The sequence below is a fragment of the Limnohabitans sp. TEGF003 genome (assembly GCF_055395455.1).
This window is the reverse complement of the sequence record NZ_AP029225.1, coordinates 2562036-2576855: the sequence shown is the minus strand read 5'-3', so window position 1 is coordinate 2576855 and position 14820 is coordinate 2562036. Positions and strand designations below refer to the sequence as shown.

15 protein-coding genes and 1 tRNA gene are annotated in these 14820 nt (G+C 60.3%); 15 read left to right on the top strand and 1 reads right to left on the bottom strand.

What is annotated here, in order from left to right; all coding sequences use genetic code 11:
• Positions 1-22: 22 nt before the first annotated feature.
• Entirely contained in the window at positions 23-295 is a 273-nt protein-coding gene (locus ACZ5RT_RS12240) for a hypothetical protein (RefSeq protein ID WP_464452640.1), read from the bottom strand.
• A gap of 101 nt (positions 296-396) precedes the next feature.
• Here ACZ5RT_RS12240 and ACZ5RT_RS12235 point away from each other — a divergent pair, with 101 nt between their 5' ends.
• The 15 genes from ACZ5RT_RS12235 to nuoH all read left to right on the top strand — a co-directional run bounded on the left by ACZ5RT_RS12235 (position 397) and on the right by nuoH (position 14808).
• On the top strand, positions 397-1581 hold the full coding sequence (locus ACZ5RT_RS12235; RefSeq protein ID WP_464452639.1) for a pyridoxal phosphate-dependent aminotransferase: 1185 nt from the start codon (positions 397-399) through the stop codon (positions 1579-1581).
• Positions 1582-1874: 293 nt separating this feature from the next.
• Positions 1875-2141, top strand: a complete 267-nt coding sequence (rpsO, locus tag ACZ5RT_RS12230; RefSeq protein WP_019428565.1) for a 30S ribosomal protein S15 — start codon at positions 1875-1877, stop codon at positions 2139-2141.
• A gap of 219 nt (positions 2142-2360) precedes the next feature.
• The gene (gene pnp / locus ACZ5RT_RS12225; protein ID WP_108426650.1) at positions 2361-4466 is read left to right on the top strand and encodes a polyribonucleotide nucleotidyltransferase; all 2106 of its coding nucleotides are present in this window, start codon (positions 2361-2363) and stop codon (positions 4464-4466) included.
• Positions 4467-4517: 51 nt separating this feature from the next.
• Positions 4518-5528 carry an NAD(P)H-quinone oxidoreductase gene (locus ACZ5RT_RS12220; protein ID WP_464452638.1) on the top strand — a complete coding sequence of 337 codons (1011 nt, stop codon included), beginning with the start codon at positions 4518-4520 and terminating at the stop codon, positions 5526-5528.
• 5 nt (positions 5529-5533) lie between these two features.
• On the top strand, positions 5534-6280 hold the full coding sequence (tpiA, locus tag ACZ5RT_RS12215; protein ID WP_464452637.1) for a triose-phosphate isomerase: 747 nt from the start codon (positions 5534-5536) through the stop codon (positions 6278-6280).
• 42 nt (positions 6281-6322) lie between these two features.
• Positions 6323-6715: a preprotein translocase subunit SecG gene (gene secG / locus ACZ5RT_RS12210; protein WP_108426647.1), complete on the top strand. Its 393-nt coding sequence runs from the start codon at positions 6323-6325 to the stop codon at positions 6713-6715.
• Positions 6716-6858: 143 nt separating this feature from the next.
• A tRNA-Leu gene (locus ACZ5RT_RS12205) sits at positions 6859-6943 on the top strand.
• 65 nt (positions 6944-7008) lie between these two features.
• Complete coding sequence (locus ACZ5RT_RS12200; RefSeq protein WP_108426646.1) at positions 7009-7368, top strand: NADH-quinone oxidoreductase subunit A; 360 nt, start codon at positions 7009-7011, stop codon at positions 7366-7368.
• Positions 7369-7412: 44 nt separating this feature from the next.
• Complete coding sequence (locus tag ACZ5RT_RS12195) at positions 7413-7892, top strand: NuoB/complex I 20 kDa subunit family protein (protein WP_019428571.1); 480 nt, start codon at positions 7413-7415, stop codon at positions 7890-7892.
• Positions 7893-7903: 11 nt separating this feature from the next.
• Positions 7904-8512, top strand: a complete 609-nt coding sequence (locus ACZ5RT_RS12190; RefSeq protein WP_422172603.1) for an NADH-quinone oxidoreductase subunit C — start codon at positions 7904-7906, stop codon at positions 8510-8512.
• A 1-nt stretch (position 8513) separates the two neighbouring features.
• Positions 8514-9767: an NADH-quinone oxidoreductase subunit D gene (locus ACZ5RT_RS12185; protein WP_464452636.1), complete on the top strand. Its 1254-nt coding sequence runs from the start codon at positions 8514-8516 to the stop codon at positions 9765-9767.
• Positions 9764-10252, top strand: a complete 489-nt coding sequence (nuoE, locus tag ACZ5RT_RS12180; protein ID WP_464452635.1) for an NADH-quinone oxidoreductase subunit NuoE — start codon at positions 9764-9766, stop codon at positions 10250-10252. The genes ACZ5RT_RS12185 and nuoE overlap by 4 nt, the downstream gene beginning before the upstream one ends.
• Positions 10252-11628, top strand: a complete 1377-nt coding sequence (gene nuoF, locus ACZ5RT_RS12175) for an NADH-quinone oxidoreductase subunit NuoF (protein WP_464452634.1) — start codon at positions 10252-10254, stop codon at positions 11626-11628. Before nuoE ends, nuoF begins: the two co-directional genes overlap by 1 nt.
• On the top strand, positions 11621-13729 hold the full coding sequence (gene nuoG / locus ACZ5RT_RS12170; RefSeq protein ID WP_464452633.1) for an NADH-quinone oxidoreductase subunit NuoG: 2109 nt from the start codon (positions 11621-11623) through the stop codon (positions 13727-13729). The genes nuoF and nuoG overlap by 8 nt, the downstream gene beginning before the upstream one ends.
• Entirely contained in the window at positions 13726-14808 is a 1083-nt protein-coding gene (gene nuoH, locus ACZ5RT_RS12165) for an NADH-quinone oxidoreductase subunit NuoH (protein WP_464452632.1), read from the top strand. Before nuoG ends, nuoH begins: the two co-directional genes overlap by 4 nt.
• The last annotated feature ends 12 nt before the right edge of the window (positions 14809-14820 follow it).

Genomic DNA, 14820 nt, shown 5'->3' with positions numbered 1-14820 from the left:
CACCAGTACTCGCTTGGGCTTCTTAACTGGCAAACCCCTCGCAAGCTCCCGCATTGGGTTTGCCCCGGCATTCTCGCAACAGGCGCTTGTCACGCTCGGTCTTGCTCTCGCCTGCGCCCGGGTTGACAGGCGGCTTGGGCGCTTTGGCCTGTTTGGGTTTTTTGGCCTTCGCGGGCTTGTCTGCGGCCGTCACAGCGGTGAAGTTGTCTGCCGCATGGCTGGCTGGCGCAATGGTCAACAAGCCAAGCCCGAAGCCCACGCTGGTGAGCGCAGTCATCCAATGCCGTGTGTTCATGGTGGTCTCCCTGTCTGTTCTTGTGCCGATCATCATAGGCAAGCGCAACAGTTGTGCAAGGGGTGACACCTGCAGGGCAGGTCAGCCGTTACGATGGATGCATGAACCCAAACACCCCTCCTTTCATGCGCCAGGCCGTCATGGACCTGGAAGAGTCCCGCATCCGCGAAGTGGCCAACGCGGGCATGGGCCGCCCTGATGTGCTGGCCTTCTGGTTTGGCGAGTCCGACGAGGTCACGCCCGACATCGTGCGCCAGGCGGCCATCGATTCGATGCAAAAAGGCGAGACCTTTTATTCGCACAATTTGGGCCTGCCCGAGCTGCGCCAGGCGGTATCCGACTACATGTCGGCCCTGCATGGATCCATTGGCGTGGAGCGCCTCGCCATCACCTCGGGCGGCGTGAACGCCTTGATGCTGGCCGCGCAAGCCCTGATTGACGCAGGCGATGAGGTGGTCGCCGTCACGCCCGTCTGGCCCAACCTGACGGCGCAGGCGCTGGTCATGGGGGCGAATTTGAAATGCGTGTCGCTGCGCCCGGTGGCTGGCCAGTGGCAGCTGGACATGGCCGCGCTCAAAGCCGCGATCACCCCCGCCACCCGAGTGCTCATCGTCAACTCGCCCAACAACCCCACGGGCTGGACACTCAGCCGCGCCGAGCAGGCCGAGATCCTGGCGCACTGCCGCAGCACCGGCACCTGGGTGCTGGCCGACGAGGTGTATGAGCGCCTGTATTACGAAACCGACACGGCCAATGGCTGTGCGCCGTCTTTTCTGGATGTGGCCGAGCCGGATGACCGCCTTGTCGTGGTGCACAGCTTTTCCAAGAGCTTTTTGATGACCGGCTGGCGTCTGGGCTGGCTGGTCATGCCCGCGGCCATGACACCCCACATGGGCAAACTGATCGAGTTCAACACCTCGTGCGCCTCGGTGTTCACCCAAAAAGCGGGTGTGGTGGCGCTGCAAAATACGGCCGACATCACGCCCCGCGTGGTGGCGCACCTCAAAGCCTGTCGCGACACCCTCGTGCCGCTGTTGCAAGCCGTGCCGGGTGTTCAGTTGGCCCCGGCCAAGGGCGGCATGTACGCATTTTTCAAGCTCGATGGGCATCCTGACGCGGTGGCTACGGCCAAGCGCCTGGTGGCCGAGGCCGGTTTGGGCCTGGCCCCCGGCGAAGCCTTTGCCCCCGAAGCGGCAGGTTGGCTGCGCTGGTGCTTTGCCTCCAAAGACCTGGCCAGGTTGAACCAAGGCGTGGAACGGCTCAAAGCTTGGTTGGCCAAGAATTAATCGGGATCTGACCCCAATTAAAGCAACGTGACCGCAATGAACGCTTGTCATACCCGCGAATGCGGGTATCCATGCCTTTGAATCGGGTGCGTTCTGCCTTTGGGCGGCTCCAAAGGCACGGCATGGCCGACCGCCAACGGGGCTGAAGGTCATCAAAGTGCCCTCATTCGGGCTATAATCCGCCTGTTTTGCGATTTGCAAAGCGCACGCCATTCGCTTTTCCGGCAGGTGGCGCAAGTCATTAACCCGCTGAAATTCGTCACTGAACGCCAGCGAAACAACAAGGAAACACCATGATCGCATCCTCGATCAAGGCCGAGGTCGTCAAGGCCAACGCACGTGCTGCCAACGACACTGGCTCCCCCGAAGTCCAAGTCGCTTTGCTGACTGCTCGCATCAACGAGCTGACTCCCCACTTCAAAACACACGCCAAAGACCATCACGGTCGCCGCGGTCTGCTGCGCATGGTGAGCCGTCGCCGCAAGCTGCTGGACTACCTCAAGTCCCGTGATGCTGACCGTTACGTTGCGCTGATCGCCAAGCTTGGCCTGCGTAAGTAATCGTCTCTCCAGATGAAAAGCGCCTGAGTTAGTTCACTAGCTCAGGCGCTTTATTCTTTTTTTCAGTCGGAATTTGTCAGGGCGATCTCGCGCTGTGTCATTCCACAAGGCTTTACAGCAAAGTTTTGCAAGGTTTTGTGGAATGGCATCGAGTTCAGAGCGTCAACTTCCGGGCCCACAGTGCAGCCTCATGCGCTTTTGTTTTCAGGAGTTCTGAACATGTCCATTTTCAACAAAGTTACCAAAACCTTCCAATGGGGCCAGCACACGGTCAAGATGGAAACCGGCGAAGTGGCTCGCCAAGCAGGCGGCGCTGTGCTGCTCGACATGGAAGGCACCGTGGTGCTGGCCACCGTCGTGGGTTCCAAGATCGCCAAAGCCGGTCAAGACTTTTTCCCCCTCACGGTCGATTACATCGAGAAGACCTACGCCGCAGGCAAGATCCCCGGCAGCTTCTTCAAGCGTGAAGCCAAGCCCAGTGAGCACGAAACCCTGACCAGCCGCCTGATCGACCGCCCGATCCGTCCTCTGTTCCCCGAAGGTTTCTACAACGACGTGCACGTGGTCATCCACACCGTGTCTTTGAACCCTGAAGTTGACGCCGACATCGCCGCGATGATCGCCGTGTCTGCTGCTTTGTCCATCTCGGGCATCCCGTTCAACGGCCCGATCGGCGCCGCGCGCGTGGGCTACATCAATGGCGAGTACGTTCTGAACCCTGGCCAGACCCAGCGCAAAGACAGTGCGATGGACCTGGTGGTGGCCGGTACCGAAGCCGCTGTGCTGATGGTCGAATCCGAAGCCCTGCAACTGTCCGAAGAAATCATGCTGGGTGCTGTGGTGTACGGCCACGAGCAAAGCCAGACGGCCATCAACGCCATCCACGAGCTGGTGCGCGAAGCTGGCAAGCCCGTGTGGGACTGGCAAGCACCTGCGCGCGACACCGCTTTTGAAGCCAAACTGGCTTCTTTGGCTGAAGAAAAGCTGCGCGCCGCCTACCAGATCCGCAACAAGCAAGCCCGCACGCACGCATGCCGTGAAGCCTATGCGTCGGTCAAAGTCGCTTTGGCCGAAGAGGGTGTGGCGTTTGACCCCGTCAAGCTCGACAACCTGCTGTTCGAAATCGAAGCGCGCATCGTGCGCAGCCAGATTTTGGCGGGTGAGCCCCGGATCGACGGCCGCGACACACGCACTGTGCGCCCCATTGAAATCCGCAACAGCGTGCTGCCCCGCACACACGGCTCGGCCTTGTTCACCCGTGGCGAAACCCAGGCTTTGGTGATCACCACTTTGGGCACCGAGCGCGATGCACAGCGCATCGACGCGTTGGCGGGCGAGTTCGAAGACCGCTTCATGTTCCACTACAACATGCCTCCCTTTGCCACTGGCGAAGTGGGCCGCATGGGTTCGACCAAGCGCCGCGAAATCGGCCACGGCCGTCTGGCCAAGCGTGCTTTGGCTGCGGTGTTGCCGACCAAAGAAGAGTTCCCCTACACCCTGCGTGTGGTGTCCGAGATCACCGAATCCAACGGCTCTTCGTCCATGGCTTCGGTCTGCGGTGGCTGCTTGTCGATGATGGACGCTGGCGTGCCGATGAAAGCCCACGTGGCCGGTATCGCCATGGGCCTGATCAAGGAAGACAACCGCTTTGCGGTGTTGACCGACATCCTGGGTGACGAAGACCACCTGGGCGACATGGACTTCAAAGTGGCCGGTACCACCAACGGCATCACCGCTTTGCAGATGGACATCAAGATCCAGGGCATCACCAAGGAAATCATGCAAGTCGCTTTGGCCCAAGCCAAAGAAGCCCGCATGCACATTCTGGGCAAGATGCAAGAAGCGATGAGCGAAGCCAACACCGAAGTGTCCGATTTCGCGCCCAAGCTCTTCACCATGAAGATCAACCCCGAGAAAATCCGTGACGTGATCGGCAAAGGCGGCGCGACCATCCGCGCCCTGACCGAAGAAACCGGTTGCCAGATCAACATCGAGGAAGACGGCACCATCACCATCGCGGCCACCGACGGCGAGAAGGCCGACATCGCCAAGAAGCGCATCGAGCAGATCACGGCCGAAGTCGAAATCGGCAAGGTCTATGAAGGCCCAGTCACCAAGATTCTGGACTTCGGTGCCTTGATCAACCTGTTGCCCGGTAAAGACGGTCTGTTGCACATCAGCCAGATCGCCCACGAGCGCGTTGAAAAAGTGACCGACTACCTGAGCGAAGGCCAGATCGTCAAGGTCAAGGTCATGGAAACCGACGAAAAAGGCCGCATCAAGCTGTCGATGAAGGCTTTGTTGGACCGTCCAGCTCAGGGCTAAACAGCGCTGCTTCGGGTGGTCTTCGATCACCCGACATTGCGTGGATTCACCATGAACGTCATTGAAATCCAAAGCTACGGCGCCCCCGAGGTGCTGGTGCCAGGCTCCCGTCCCGACCCCGTGGCCGGGGCTGGGGAGTTGCTGATTCGCGTGTCGGCCAGCGGCATCAACCGCCCCGATGTGCTGCAACGCACGGGCAACTACCCTGTGCCCCCGGGTGCCTCCGACATTCCCGGCCTCGAAGTGGCGGGTGTGGTGGTGTCGGGCGATGCTGCGGCCATGGCCGAAGCGGGTTTGGCCGTGGGTGACCGCGTGTGCGCCTTGGTGGCGGGCGGTGGTTATGCGCAGCTGTGCGTGGCCCCGGTGGCTCAGTGTTTGCCAGTGCCCAAGGGCCTGACGGACACCGAAGCCGCCTCGCTGCCCGAGACCTTCTTCACGGTTTGGAGCAATGTGTTTGACCGCGGGCGTTTGCAAGCGGGTGAGACCTTGTTGATCCAGGGCGGCACCAGCGGCATCGGCGTCACGGCCATCCAGATGGCCAAGGCAGCGGGTGCGACCGTGATCGCCACGGCGGGTTCTGACGACAAATGCCAGGCTTGCCTGGCCTTGGGTGCGGACCATGCCATCAATTACAAAACCACCGACTTCGTGGCTGAGGCCAAGCGCCTGACGGGCGGCGTGGGTGTGAACGTGATTTTGGACATGGTTGCAGGCGACTATGTGGCGCGTGAAGTCGAGGCCCTGGCCGAAGACGGCCGATTGGTCATCATCGCGGTGCAAGGTGGTGTCCAAAGCGCGTTCAATGCAGGCTTGGTCTTGCGTCGCCGTTTGACCATCACCGGTTCGACCTTGCGTCCACGGCCTGTGGCTTTCAAGGCGGCCATTGCTCGGTCTCTGCGCCAAACCGTTTGGCCCTGGATCGAGTCAGGCCGCATCAAACCGGTCATCCACAGCGTGTTTGGCGCGGTGGAGGCGGGTGGTGGTCTGCCCTCGGGCGCGGCGCAAGCCCATGCCCTGATGGAGACCAACCAGCATGTGGGCAAGTTGGTGGTGACCTGGTGACGACGATGGCAGCCAAGTTGATGGTCGGCAACTGGAAGATGAATGGCAGCCTCGTTGCCAACGCTTCTTTGTTGTCCGAAGTGTTGGCGGGCATGGGCGGCAAGACTTGCCGTGCGGCGGTGTGTGTGCCTGCGCCATATTTGGCGCAAGCGCAAGCCTTGTTGGCCGGATCGGCCCTGGCTCTGGGTGCACAAGATGTGTCTGCCCACGAAGCAGGCGCTTACACGGGCGAGGTGTCGGCCGACATGTTGCGTGATTTTGCGGTGCGCTACTGCATCGTGGGTCACTCGGAGCGCCGTCAATACCACGGCGAAACGGATGTGACCGTGGCCAGCAAAGCCCAGCGCGCATTGGCGGCGGGCATCACCCCCATCGTGTGCGTGGGTGAGAGTCTGGCTGAGCGTGATGCGGGTCAAACCGAAGCGGTGGTCAAGCGACAATTGGCAGCGGTCATTCACACCAACGGCCATTGCATCAGCGAAATCGTCGTGGCCTATGAGCCGGTTTGGGCGATTGGCACCGGATTGACGGCGACCCCTGAGCAAGCGCAACACGTGCACGCGGTTTTGCGGGCACAGTTGCAAGCGGCCACCGCGCATGCGGACCGTGTTTCGATTTTGTACGGCGGCAGCATGAATGCCGCCAACGCTGCCGATTTGCTGGCCCAGCCCGATGTGGATGGCGGTTTGATCGGTGGTGCGGCGCTGAAGGCGTCCGAGTTTTTGACCATGTTGAAGGCCGCTTCGCGCTGAGCTTTCAATCCCCTGTTTTTTTAGATTGTTCGGAGAATCCTGATGAGCGTGATGTTGACTTTGATTTTGGTGGTCCAGATGTTGTCGGCACTGGCCATGATTGGCCTGATCCTGATCCAGCACGGCAAGGGCGCTGACATGGGTGCAGCTTTTGGCAGCGGTGGTTCGGGCAGTTTGTTTGGTGCAACAGGCGGGGCCAACTTCCTGTCGCGCACCACGGCGGTGTTGGCGGCGGTGTTCTTTGTGTGCACATTGGCCTTGGCTTATTTCAGCAACGCGCGTCCCGCAGCACCTTCGGGCAGCGTGCTCGAGGGCGCCGCAGTGACGGCCCCCGCGCCAGCAACGCCTGTGGACAGCAGCACTGCCGCTCAAATTCCGGGCAACACGCCCACCGCCAAGCCTGACAACAGCGTGCCACCGGCACCCGCCAAGTAAGCTACCGTTCAGCTTTGCTGCTCTGCACAATTTTCCCGGTTTTTGAAAGGAAATGGCGGGCTTTTCAGAGTAAACTACGGGATTGTCCGGAGAGCTAAATGTGCCACTTGGCGCGCCTCATGCAATTCGGGCAAATGTATCCAGCCGTCGTGGTGAAATTGGTAGACACGCTATCTTGAGGGGGTAGTGGCGAAAGCTGTGCGAGTTCGAGTCTCGCCGACGGCACCAGACAAACAGAAAAGCCCAAGCCGACAGGCTTGGGTGTTTCATTCGGTGATACCGTCAGTCTCAAGATGAACCTCGAACAATACCTCCCCATTCTCTTGTTCATTTTGGTCGGCATTGCTGTCGGCATCATTCCCCAGGTTTTGGGCTACATCCTTGGCCCCAACCGACCTGACGCGGAAAAAAACTCCCCCTATGAATGCGGCTTCGAAGCCTTTGAAGACGCCCGCATGAAGTTCGATGTGCGCTACTACCTGGTGGCCATCCTGTTCATCTTGTTCGATCTGGAAATCGCGTTCCTGTTCCCTTGGGCTGTAGCCCTCAAGGAAGTGGGCATGGCCGGCTTCGTGGCTGTGGTGATTTTTTTGGCCATTCTGGTCGTGGGCTTTGTCTACGAATGGAAAAAAGGCGCTCTGGACTGGGAATGAACATTCGCACTGACGGCAACATTCAGCTTGCTTAAGGACAAAAAATGATTGAAGGCGTGATGAAAGAGGGCTTCATCACCACGAGTTACGACTCGGTGGTGAATTGGGCCAAAACCGGCTCGCTCTGGCCCATGACATTTGGTCTGGCTTGCTGTGCGGTCGAGATGATGCATTCGGCCACAGCCCGCTATGACCTGGCCCGCTTTGGTGCCGAGGTGTTCCGCGCCAGTCCACGCCAAGCCGACTTGATGATCGTGGCCGGCACCCTGTGCAACAAGATGGCGCCTGCCCTGCGCAAGGTGTACGACCAGATGTCCGAGCCACGTTGGGTGATCTCCATGGGCTCGTGTGCCAATGGGGGTGGTTACTACCATTACAGCTACTCGGTGGTGCGCGGTTGCGACCGCATCGTGCCGGTGGATGTGTATGTGCCGGGCTGCCCGCCCACAGCCGAAGCGCTGATCTACGGCATCATCCAGCTGCAGCAGAAAATCCGCCGCACGCACACCATTGCGCGTGCTTGAAGGGAATGACGATGACCGATTTCGCCATTCGCCCCGAAGACCTGCAAGACACCCTGGCTGCGGCCTTGGGTGACCGTGTTCAGCGCATTTCCATCGCTTTGGGTGAAGTGACTGTGCATGTGAGTGCTCAGCATTACCTGGGCGTCATGCAAACCTTGCGCGATGCGCCAGGCTGCCAATTTGAACAACTGATTGACTTGGCGGGGGTGGACTATTCCACTTACCGCGAAGTGGGCACCGATGGTCCCCGTTTCGGTGTGACCGTGCACTTGTTGTCGGTGAGCCTGAACCAGCGTGTGCGCGTCAAGGTGTTGTGTCCCGACGACGACCTGCCTTTGGTCGACTCGGTCAATGCGATTTGGAACTCGGCCAACTGGTACGAGCGCGAAGCGTTTGACCTGTACGGCATCGTTTTCGAAGGCCACAACGACCTGCGCCGCATCCTGACCGACTACGGTTTCATCGGTCACCCCTTCCGCAAGGACTTCCCGCTGTCGGGTCACGTTGAAATGCGCTACGACGCCGAGCGTCAGCGCGTGATTTACGAGCCGGTGAGCATCGAGCCGCGTGAAATCACGCCACGCATCATCCGTGAAGAACACTACGGAGGCCTGAACTGATATGGCCGAAATCAAAAACTACACCCTGAACTTTGGTCCACAGCACCCGGCTGCGCACGGTGTGTTGCGTTTGGTGCTGGAACTCGACGGCGAGGTGGTGCAGCGCGCCGACCCGCACATTGGTCTGTTGCACCGCGCCACCGAAAAACTGGCCGAGCACAAGACCTACATCCAGTCGCTGCCGTACATGGACCGCCTGGACTATGTGTCGATGATGTGCAACGAGCACGCCTACTGCCTGGCCATCGAAAAGATGCTGGGTCTGCAAGTGCCGATGCGCGCCCAGTACATCCGTGTGATGTTCTCGGAAATCACCCGCATCCTGAACCACCTCATGTGGCTCGGCTCGCACGGCAACGACTGCGGCAGTTCGACCATCCTGATCTACACCTTCCGTGAACGCGAAGACCTGTTCGACATGTACGAAGCCGTGTCGGGCGCCCGCATGCATGCCGCGTATTTCCGTCCCGGTGGTGTTTACCGTGACCTGCCTGACAGCATGCCGCAGTACAAGGCCAGCAAGGTCAAGAACGCCAAGACCATCGCCGAGATGAACAAGAACCGCCAGGGTTCCCTGCTGGATTTCATCGACGATTTCACGCAGCGTTTCCCCAAGTGTGTGGACGAGTACGAAACCCTGCTGACCGACAACCGCATCTGGAAGCAACGCACCGTGGGCATTGGCGTGGTCCCGCCCGAGCGCGCCCTGAACCTGGGCATGACTGGCCCTATGCTGCGTGGCTCGGGCTTTGCCTGGGACCTGCGCAAGAAGCAGCCCTACGACGCCTACGACAAAGTCGAATTCGACGTGCCGGTGGGCAAGACCGGTGACAGCTACGACCGCTATTTGGTGCGCGTGCAGGAGATGCGGGAGTCCAACCGCATCATTCAGCAGTGCGTGAAATGGCTGCGTGCCAACCCTGGCCCGGTCATCACCGACAACCACAAGGTGGCGCCGCCATCGCGTGAAGGCATGAAGTCCAACATGGAAGACTTGATTCACCATTTCAAGCTCTTCACCGAAGGTTTCCGCGTTCCTGAAGGCGAGGCCTATGCCGCCGTCGAGCACCCCAAGGGTGAGTTCGGTATCTACATGGTGAGCGATGGTGCCAACAAGCCCTACCGCCTGAAAATTCGTGCCCCGGGCTTTGCCCATTTGGCCACCCTCGATGAAATGGCCAAAGGCCACATGCTGGCCGACGCGGTCGCCATCATCGGGACGATGGACATTGTTTTTGGAGAGATTGACCGATGATCTCTGAGTCAACCAAAGCGCGCTTTGCGCGTGAAGTCGCCAAGTTCCCTGCAGACCAGAAGCAGTCGGCCGTGATGGCTTGCCTGTCGATCGTGCAGCAAGAACAAGGCTGGGTCAGTCCCGACAGCGAGCAGGTCGTGGCCGAGTACCTGGGCATGTCGGTGATGGCGGTCCACGAAGTGACCACCTTCTACAACATGTACAACCAAAAGCCGGTGGGCAAGTTCAAGCTGAACGTTTGCACCAACCTGCCTTGCCAGTTGCGCGGTGGTCAAAAGGCCCTCGAGCACCTTGAGCACAAGTTGGGTGTTCATGCGGGCGAAACCACGGCCGACGGCCTGTTCACCCTGCAACCCAGCGAGTGCCAGGGCGCTTGCGCCGATGCGCCGGTGCTGCTGGTGAATGACCGCCACATGTGCAGTTTCATGAGCCATGAAAAACTCGACCAACTCGTCGACAGCCTGAAGAAAGCCGAGGCCGCCTGATGAAAGTCGAACAAATCCTGAGCCAATTCCAGGCCACGGGTGTGGAAACCTGCTTCCACGACCGTCACATCAATCCGCAAATCTATGCCGGTTTGAATGGCCAAAACTGGGGCATCAAAGACTACGAAGCGCGCGGCGGTTATGCCGCCTTGCGCAAGATCCTGGGCAAGGATGGCGGCGAAGGTCTGACGCAGGACCAGGTGATCGCCACCGTCAAGGACTCTGGCCTGCGTGGTCGCGGCGGTGCGGGTTTCCCCACCGGCCTGAAGTGGAGCTTCATGCCCCGCCAGTTCCCTGGTCAGAAGTATTTGGTCTGCAACTCGGACGAAGGCGAGCCGGGCACCTGCAAAGACCGCGACATCATGGAGTACAACCCCCACACGGTGATCGAAGGCATGATCATCGCGGCTTATGCCATGGGCATCAGCGTGGGTTACAACTACATCCACGGTGAAATCTTCCACACCTACGAGCGCTTTGAAGCAGCCCTCGAAGAAGCCCGCGCAGCAGGCTATCTGGGCAACAACATTCTGGGCAGCACCTTCAGCTTCCAGTTGCACGCCTCGCACGGTTTTGGCGCTTACATCTGCGGCGAAGAAACCGCGCTGCTCGAATCGCTCGAAGGCAAAAAAGGCCAACCGCGCTTCAAGCCACCGTTCCCTGCGAGCTTCGGCCTGTACGGCAAGCCCACCACCATCAACAACACCGAGACCTTCGCAGCGGTGCCCTGGATCATCCGCAATGGTGGCCAGGCTTACCTGGAGTGCGGCAAGCCCAACAACGGCGGCACCAAGATCTTCTCGGTCAGCGGCGACGTGGAACGCCCCGGCAACTACGAAGTGCCCATGGGCACACCGTTTGCCAAGCTGCTTGAGCTCGCAGGTGGCGTGCGCGGTGGCCGCAAGCTCAAGGCCGTGATCCCCGGCGGTTCGTCTTCGCCCGTGATTCCGGCCGACTTGATGATGACCTTGACCATGGACTACGACAGCATCGCCAAAGAGGGCGGTTCGATGTTGGGTTCGGGCGCGGTGATCGTCATGGACGAGACGCGCTGCATGGTCAAGGCCTTGGCCCGTTTGTCTTACTTCTACTCGCACGAATCCTGCGGTCAGTGCACGCCTTGCCGCGAAGGCACAGGCTGGCTCTGGCGCATGGTCGACCGCATTGAAAACGGCCAGGGCCGTGCCAGCGACATCGACATGCTCGACAGCGTGGCCGGCAACATCATGGGCCGCACGATTTGCGCCTTGGGCGACGCAGCGGCCATGCCGGTGCGCGGCATGCTCAAGCATTTCCGTCACGAATTTGTACACCACATCGAGCACAAGACCTGCATGGTCGGCGCTGATGTGACAACGGTGAAGACCCATGGTTGAAATAGAACTCGACGGTCAGAAAGTGGAAGTTGCCGAAGGCAGCATGGTGATGCACGCCGCTGAAAAAGCCGGCACCTACATCCCCCATTTCTGCTACCACAAGAAACTCTCCATCGCGGCCAACTGCCGCATGTGCCTGGTCGAGGTCGAAAAAGCCCCCAAGCCCATGCCCGCCTGCGCCACGCCGGTGACGCAAGGCATGATCGTGCGCACCAAGAGCGACAAAGCGATTGCGGCGCAGAAGTCGGTCATGGAGTTTTTGCTGATCAACCACCCGCTCGATTGCCCCATCTGCGACCAGGGCGGTGAGTGCCAGTTGCAAGACCTGGCCGTGGGTTACGGCGGCACGCAATCGCGTTACGAAGAAGAAAAGCGCGTGGTCTTTCACAAGGAAGTCGGCCCGCTGATCTCCATGGAAGAGATGAGCCGCTGCATCCATTGCACACGTTGCGTGCGCTTTGGTCAGGAAGTGGCGGGTGCCATGGAGCTGGGCATGTCCCACCGTGGCGAGCATGCCGAGATCGAAACCTTCCTGGGCCAGACGATCGACTCCGAGTTGTCGGGCAACATGATCGACATCTGCCCTGTCGGTGCCCTGACCAGCAAGCCTTTCCGTTACAACGCCCGCACCTGGGAGTTGTCGCGCCGCAAGTCGGTTGCGGCACACGACTCGTCCGGTGCCAACCTGGTCGTGCAGGTCAAGAACAACCAGGTCATGCGCGTGGTGCCACTCGAGAACGAAGAAGTCAACGAGTGCTGGATTGCCGACCGTGACCGCTTCTCTTATGAAGCACTCAACGGCGGTGACCGCTTGACCCAGCCCATGCTCAAGCAGGGCGGCGAGTGGAAAACCGTCGACTGGCAGACCGCCCTCGAATACGTGGCCAATGGCTTGCGCAACATCCAGCGCGACCATGGTGCGAACAGCATCGGTGCATTGGTCAGCCCGCACAGCACCCTGGAAGAGTTGTACCTGGCTGGCGCTTTGATGCGCGGACTGGGTTCGGACAACATCGATCACCGTTTGCGTCACGCCGAGTTTGGTGCGTCCGAAGGTGTCCGCACGCTGGGCACATCGATCGCATCGCTTTCCACTTTGCAGCGCGTGCTGGTGGTGGGCTCCAACCTGCGCAAGGACCATCCGCTGTTTGCCCTGCGCGTGCGCCATGCCGTGCGCCATGGCGCGCAGCTGAACGTGATCACTTCGCCTGCAGCTTTCAGTCATGCCGACGCCTGGGCCATGCCCGTGGCGCAAGCCGTGCTGGCCGATGCTTCGGCTTGGGCTCAAACCCTGGCCGATGTGGCCGCAGCCATCGCGGCAGAAAAGGGTGTTGCAGCGCCTGTGGCCGGCAACGCCACCGCGCAGGCCCAAGCCATCGCCAAGTCCTTGTTGGGCGGCGAGCGCAAAGCCGTGTTGCTGGGCAATGCCGCAGCGCACGCAGCCAACGCATCGAGCCTGCTGGCCTTGGCCAACTGGATTGCCGAGCAAACCGGCGCGACTGTGGGTTACCTGACCGAAGCGGCCAACACCGTGGGCGCGCAGTGGGTCGGTGCCCAGCCGCAAACCGGTGGCAAGCACGCAGGCCAAATGCTGGCCGGTGGCTTGAAAGCCGCGATCTTGCTGAACACCGAGCCCGAGTTCGACAGCGCTGCAGGCAGCGCCGCTGCACAGGCTTTGGGTCAGGCCGAGATGGTCGTGACACTCAGCCCTTTCAAAGCCAACATGGCTTTCAGCGACGTGTTGTTGCCCATTGCGCCCTTCACCGAAACATCGGGTTCCTTTGTCAACGCCGAAGGCCGCCTGCAAAGCTTCCATGCTGTGGTCAAGCCTTTGGCCGAGACGCGTCCTGCCTGGAAAGTGCTGCGTGTGCTGGCCAACTTGCTCGACATCCCGGGTGTGTCTTTTGAAACTTCGCAAGAGGTGCTGGCCCGTGCCACGGCCAAGCCTTTGGTGGCTTCGAATGCCACGCGCGCTGCGATCACGGTGACCGCCACAACCGCAGCACCCGTGAGCGCTTCGATCTACCAGCTCGACAGCATCGTTCGCCGTGCGCCGTCCTTGCAGCTGACCGCAGACGCCCGCCAGGAGGTGACCCCATGATTGACGCTCTGTACAACGGCGGCCTGAACTTGGTCGCTGCCAGCTGGTGGGCCACTTTGGTTTGGCCTGTTTTGTGGATCTTGCTCAAGATCGTGGCCATCCTCGCGCCTTTGATGGGCGCTGTGGCTTACCTGACGCTGTGGGAGCGCAAGCTGCTGGGCTTCATGCAAGTGCGCCATGGCCCCAACCGCGTGGGCCCCATGGGCTTGTTGCAGCCGATTGCCGATGCGCTCAAGCTCCTGACCAAGGAACTGATCAACCCGACAGCGGCCAGCATGGGCTTGTTCCGCCTCGGCCCCATCATGGCCATCATGCCGGCCCTGGCCGCCTGGGTGGCGATTCCCTTTGGCCCCGAAGTGGCGCTGACCAACATCAATGCTGGTCTTTTGCTGGTGATGGCCATCACCTCCATCGAGGTCTACGGCGTGATCATCGCGGGTTGGGCGTCCAACTCCAAGTACGCCTTTTTGGGTGCGCTGCGTGCGTCGGCCCAGATGGTCAGCTACGAAATCGCCATGGGCTTTTGCTTCCTGGTGGTCTTGATGGTCTCGGGCAGCATGAACCTGACCGAAATCGTGCTCGCGCAAGGCAAAGGACAAATGGCCCACATGGGCTTGGGTTTCCTGTCCTGGAACTGGTTGCCTTTGTTGCCGATTTTCCTGGTATACCTGATCTCGGGCGTGGCCGAAACCAACCGTCACCCCTTTGACGTGGTCGAAGGCGAAGCCGAAATCGTGGCCGGACACATGGTCGAGTACTCGGGCATGGGCTTTGCCATCTTCTTCCTGGCCGAATACGCCAGCATGTGGCTGGTGTCCATCCTGGCGGTGATCATGTTCCTGGGCGGCTGGTTGCCACCCATCGACAGCGCCTTGTTCAACGCCATTCCCGGCTGGATCTGGCTGGGCCTGAAAACCTTCCTGGTCGTGTCCATGTTCATCTGGATTCGTGCCACTTTCCCGCGCTTCCGTTACGACCAGATCATGCGTCTGGGCTGGAAGATTTTCATTCCAGTCACCTTGGTGTGGCTGCTGGTGGTGGGCGCATGGCTGTTCTCACCCTGGAACATCTGGAAATAAGCGGCGCACGAC

What these genes read in the sequence shown, in the direction of transcription:
- nuoH (WP_464452632.1), top strand. Translation starts at nt 13,726, where the DNA reads ATGATTGACGCTCTGTACAACGGCGGCCTGAACTTGGTCGCTGCCAGC.
- nuoF (WP_464452634.1), top strand. Translation starts at nt 10,252, where the DNA reads ATGAAAGTCGAACAAATCCTGAGCCAATTCCAGGCCACGGGTGTGGAA.
- ACZ5RT_RS12185 (WP_464452636.1), top strand. Translation starts at nt 8,514, where the DNA reads ATGGCCGAAATCAAAAACTACACCCTGAACTTTGGTCCACAGCACCCG.
- rpsO (WP_019428565.1), top strand. Translation starts at nt 1,875, where the DNA reads ATGATCGCATCCTCGATCAAGGCCGAGGTCGTCAAGGCCAACGCACGT.
- nuoG (WP_464452633.1), top strand. Translation starts at nt 11,621, where the DNA reads ATGGTTGAAATAGAACTCGACGGTCAGAAAGTGGAAGTTGCCGAAGGC.
- pnp (WP_108426650.1), top strand. Translation starts at nt 2,361, where the DNA reads ATGTCCATTTTCAACAAAGTTACCAAAACCTTCCAATGGGGCCAGCAC.
- ACZ5RT_RS12190 (WP_422172603.1), top strand. Translation starts at nt 7,904, where the DNA reads ATGACCGATTTCGCCATTCGCCCCGAAGACCTGCAAGACACCCTGGCT.
- ACZ5RT_RS12200 (WP_108426646.1), top strand. Translation starts at nt 7,009, where the DNA reads ATGAACCTCGAACAATACCTCCCCATTCTCTTGTTCATTTTGGTCGGC.
- ACZ5RT_RS12195 (WP_019428571.1), top strand. Translation starts at nt 7,413, where the DNA reads ATGATTGAAGGCGTGATGAAAGAGGGCTTCATCACCACGAGTTACGAC.
- secG (WP_108426647.1), top strand. Translation starts at nt 6,323, where the DNA reads ATGAGCGTGATGTTGACTTTGATTTTGGTGGTCCAGATGTTGTCGGCA.
- ACZ5RT_RS12240 (WP_464452640.1), bottom strand. Translation starts at nt 295, where the DNA reads ATGAACACACGGCATTGGATGACTGCGCTCACCAGCGTGGGCTTCGGG.
- ACZ5RT_RS12235 (WP_464452639.1), top strand. Translation starts at nt 397, where the DNA reads ATGAACCCAAACACCCCTCCTTTCATGCGCCAGGCCGTCATGGACCTG.
- tpiA (WP_464452637.1), top strand. Translation starts at nt 5,534, where the DNA reads ATGGCAGCCAAGTTGATGGTCGGCAACTGGAAGATGAATGGCAGCCTC.
- nuoE (WP_464452635.1), top strand. Translation starts at nt 9,764, where the DNA reads ATGATCTCTGAGTCAACCAAAGCGCGCTTTGCGCGTGAAGTCGCCAAG.
- ACZ5RT_RS12220 (WP_464452638.1), top strand. Translation starts at nt 4,518, where the DNA reads ATGAACGTCATTGAAATCCAAAGCTACGGCGCCCCCGAGGTGCTGGTG.